Source organism: Citrobacter sedlakii NBRC 105722, assembly GCF_000759835.1.
GTDB lineage: Bacteria > Pseudomonadota > Gammaproteobacteria > Enterobacterales > Enterobacteriaceae > Citrobacter_A > Citrobacter_A sedlakii.
The window spans coordinates 1-4,425 of the sequence record NZ_BBNB01000025.1 but is presented as its reverse complement, the minus strand read 5'-3'; the positions used below and the strand labels follow the sequence as shown (position 1 = coordinate 4,425).

The window sequence follows — 4,425 nt, the reverse complement described above, 5'->3', positions numbered from 1 at the left end:
ATCGGTGCGATGAAAAATCTGTCTGTAACGGTAGAAAAAGCGCTCGGTCTGTTTGTGCATAAAGACGGGGCGAAGCTGGTTGCCAACCAGGGAGACATCAAGATACAGGCTCAGCACAACACGATGGCGCTTCTGGCAAAGCAGCAGGTGATGGTAACCAGCAGTGAGGATGGGATTTCAATTAGCACACCGGAAACGCTGACGCTGAACGGCGGAGGATCGTATCTGAAGCTGAGTGAAAACGGGATTGAGCATGGTTCAGAGGGGATGATGGTGATGAAAGTGGCGCGCTACCAGGTTCCCGGTACTGGAGCATCAATGACGGGTGTCGCGGATACATTCAGGAAATCCACACTGGAACTTGTTCCACCGCAGCGGCGTGGACGGATTTCACGGTAAGGATCTAATATGAAAGTCAGTTACCCCCTCAGGGACACCAACGGTAAAGAATTTCGCTCGCTGGATGAAATCATGCGGCTCATTGACGGGGAATCCCACGGAACCTGGCTGCTGGGGGCGAATGGCCTGTGGCATGGAGGAATTCATATCAGTGATATTTCTAATCCCTTCTCAGCCCTGAACCCGGATGCGGTTAATACCGGAGAGCCAGTGCCCCTCCAGTTTATGGCTGACGGTACTATTATGGCGTACCGGTTAAACAACGAGTACCTGACAGCCCCGTACTGTGGACAGCAACTGCGTTACAGCACCAGCTTTGTGCTGGTGAAGTCGCAGTGCCAGCCCGATCCGCAAAAGGAAAAAAGCTGGCTGGAGTTTTACAGCCTGTATATGCATCTGGCCCCGGTTGCTGATTATCCGAAGTCTCCCTGCTATAAAGTCAGGGACGGTCACAACGGCATATTGTTACGTCAATATAAAAACGGGCAAAACGGATTGCCGGAGGGGGAGGGGGAACGGGGTGAGGCAGGAACATATCCTGCCCCGGCAAAAACGAAAAAGAGGCTGAATGCAGGTGACCGTGTTGTTTCTTCCCGGACGGGGCGTTTTTATGTCACGAAGAATGGCAAAGCAATCCTGACGACCTTTGGCCTGGTGCGTTTGCTGAAAAATAATATACCGGGAAAAGAGCAGTACTGGGTGACGCTGGATCCGGAACTGATGGAGCCGGATGGTGAAATTCAGGGGCTGATGCCGGAATGGATGCAGAAGGCAAAACAAAAAGGTTTTTTTGACTCTGTGGAACTGACGGAAGGAACGGAAGAATGGAAGGTCAGCGCCGGAATGCCCGTCGGGTTTATGGGATGTACGGAATCCCCGGGTGAGGGGAATCAACTCGTGGACAAGGAATGGTTTGTGCATCTTGAAGTGCTGAGTACGGATCCAAACATGCCCGGATTTTTAGCCAATCCGGAGTGTGTGAAAGGTGAAAAAAGGTCAGTGCTGGCGTCAAAGGGAAAAACCCTCTTTACCCGGCAGGATGATGCGGAACAGCCTGTGTTTACAGCGACATCAGCGCGACTGAGCGCACAGTGCCTGCTTCCCCGGGAGTCAGCAACGCCTGTTGCGGATGAGTTGCAAAAATGGTGGTATAAGGTCAGCGGAAGCGGCTGGCTACCGCAAAATGACGTGGAGGAAGTGGGCCAGTACGACCTGCTGAAACTCGGGTTTCAAGCGCTGGAGGAAGACAGCGGCGGTGAAGTGATGAACAGCCCGTATGAAAGCTGGGTTCCCCAGGCATTTGGTGCGATAAGCCGTTCAGTAGAACAGGGAGCCTCCTGGCAATATGGACAGGCGCCCCAATTTTATCGCGACCTGATGGCGGAGATGGACAGCAACCGTGACGGGAAAGTGACGGCAGAGGAAATCAGGCAGGCGCTGGCAGTACGTGATCCGCTGGTGAAGAATGTGGTAAACCGTCTGGTGGTAAAACATCACAGCGAGTGGTGCGGTGGCCGTTCGACGGGGCGCTGGGAAGGGTTTTATAAGGATCTGGACTCGCTGGAAGTGAAATACTGTGAGAAATGGCAGGCGGATTTGGAGTGGATGAGTAAGGTGCCGCCCTTTGATAAAGATGAGGCGGTGTGGCATTTTCATCCGGTTGTGTTTTTAGCAGAGTTAAATATTACAGATGAAATGGATATAAGATGGCTTACTGTTCCTTTTGGACAGTTAACATTTAATTCCGAGGGAAATGATAAAGTTGATAGTATCTACTTCTCCAGACGTCCACATGTGCCAAATAATAATGGTGTTGTTATTGGCATTTCTGGCGTTACATTTGGACGAGGCTTAGATCTTGGGCAACAATCGAAATCATATATAAATAGTCTTTTTTTAGAATTAGAAAGAGATGCCAAACCATTATCTGACTCATTAAAAGAGTGGCTCTTGGGTAGCGTAGGAAAACAAGGCTCATCAGCTTTAGCATATTGTAATGAAATAAACAGTAAAGTACCAAAAGATGAACAACTGCTTACCCGAAAGCAACAGCATTTTCTTTTTAAAGCAGTATACAAGCATCAATATGAGGTGACAAAACGAGTCCTTGCCAATGGTGTAGACATTGACGGCATAAGAATTACAGCAGATCTCGATTCTTTTGAACAAAAAATTCAAGATGTTCTGGTTGACTTAACATTTAGAGGAGATAATTCTCCTAGAACAAGACGTTATTTTATTAAGGATTTGAATGAAAATAAGCAAGCCTTTATAAATAATATCTCCAATACTCACTGGCGAACTGCTTTTGGGGTCCCACAAGAAAGATTTAATGCAAGAAAAGGTTATCTATGATGAAATTTATATTAAATATCAGTATATTATTAATAAATCTCATACTGACTCCTTCTCATGCGGAAACTAGTGACGAGCAGGATAATTTTAACAAAGTGAACGAAAATTATCTAAAAGCGGATAATGAACTGAACTCAATATACAAAATTCAAATGCAACAGTATAAAAGGGAGGGAGCGGATTTTTATGGGCAAAAAGAATCTCGCGACATTTATCTGAAAAAATCCCAACAAATTTGGATAAAAATGAGAGATGCCAGTTGTGACTATGAAACATATGAGTCTAGGACTGGCACTGGTTTTTCAAGTATATACACTCAATGCTTATTAGATAAAACAAAAGAAAGGATAAAATATTTAAAGATAAATAACTAAATAATAAAACATCCAGTAATAGCAACACCATCTGGTTAAAGATGTTATTACCCTGAAACCTTGATGTAACAACCCCCTTTACCCGGCAGGATGATGCGGGACAACCTGTGTTTACAGCGACATCAGCGCGACTGAGTGCACAATGGCTGCTTCCCCGGGAGTCAGCAACGCCTGTTGCGGATGGTTGCAAAAATGGTGGTATAAGGTCAGCGGAGCAGGGGGCTCGTTATCAGTACGGCCTGGTGCCGCAATTTTATCGTGACCTGATGGCTGAGATGAACAGCAATCGTGACGGGAAAGTTTCGGCAGAGGAACTCAGACAGGCGATGGCAGTCCGTGATCCGCTGGTGAAGAATGTGGTGAACCGTCTGGCGGTGAAACATCACAGCGAGTGGTGTGGTGGTCGTTCAACAGGCCGCTGGGAAGGGTTTAATAAGGATCTGGACTCGCTGGAAGTGAAATACTGTGAGAAATGGCAGGCGGATTTGGAGTGGATGAGTAAGGTGCGGTCATTTAATAAGGATGAGGCGGTGTGGCATTTTCATCCGGTTGTTTTTTTGAAGCGATCGGTCAAAAAAGAAACAATGAAATTGTTTTTCCCTTTAAAATAAAACCTAAAAATGATATTGAAGGTGTGTGGGAGCGATATTATTGGGCTGCATCTTTGACTGATAGTAATGCATGACAGGCTATATTTGGGCGTAATAAATATCGGGGAATGAGAACACGACTTTTTCTTTTAATAAATATTCAACGGGAACCAGCATTAAAGTTACAGAAGAAACCCAATATTAAATTTGAAGAAATATATTTCGCCTGACGAAGGAACATTGTGCTGACATTTAACGGGCAGACAGAAGGAGCATGCAATGAACGGATCACTGATGAATAAAGGACTCAGTCTGGCAGAAAAGCTGATCGGCCAGTCACGCTACCGTGTTGATGTGCATGAATGCAGCGATTTCCTGGATGTTCTGCGTTACAGCGCGGTGGAATCCCTCAGCCAGCCCTGGCGGTATGACGTGGCGGTCACCTGCTCCTCGGCGGATATTGCCTGCGACACGTTACTGCTGAAACCGGCGTCATTTACCTTCCAGACTCCGGTGTTTGACGGCACCCCGGCGCTGCCGGTCCGGACGGTTTACGGGGTGGTGGAGTCATTTCGCCGGATATCCACGTCCGGTGAGGATACCCGTTATGCACTGACGCTGGTTCCCCGCATTGCACTTCTTGGTTTTACTAAGGGGAGCGAGATTTACCTCAACCAGTCAGTAATTGAAGTGGTTGAAAAGATACT

Annotated in this window: 5 protein-coding genes; all 5 read left to right on the top strand. The window is 47.0% G+C overall.

The genetic code is table 11. The features are described 5' to 3' along the window. The coding region (locus tag CSE01S_RS21880) for a DUF2345 domain-containing protein (RefSeq protein ID WP_148365457.1) at positions 1-399 on the top strand (399 nt) is incomplete at its 5' end. Positions 400-408: 9 nt separating this feature from the next. After that, positions 409-2,754 carry a pesticin C-terminus-like muramidase gene (locus CSE01S_RS21875; protein WP_042293172.1) on the top strand — a complete coding sequence of 782 codons (2,346 nt, stop codon included), beginning with the start codon at positions 409-411 and terminating at the stop codon, positions 2,752-2,754. After that, the gene (locus CSE01S_RS21870) at positions 2,751-3,128 is read left to right on the top strand and encodes a lysozyme inhibitor LprI family protein (RefSeq protein ID WP_042293170.1); all 378 of its coding nucleotides are present in this window, start codon (positions 2,751-2,753) and stop codon (positions 3,126-3,128) included. The genes CSE01S_RS21875 and CSE01S_RS21870 overlap by 4 nt, the downstream gene beginning before the upstream one ends. 107 nt (positions 3,129-3,235) lie before the next feature. Then, positions 3,236-3,739 carry a hypothetical protein gene (locus CSE01S_RS23220; RefSeq protein WP_233422718.1) on the top strand — a complete coding sequence of 168 codons (504 nt, stop codon included), beginning with the start codon at positions 3,236-3,238 and terminating at the stop codon, positions 3,737-3,739. A gap of 258 nt (positions 3,740-3,997) precedes the next feature. Then, on the top strand, positions 3,998-4,425 hold a 428-nt coding region (locus CSE01S_RS21860; protein ID WP_042293167.1), incomplete at its 3' end, for a contractile injection system protein, VgrG/Pvc8 family.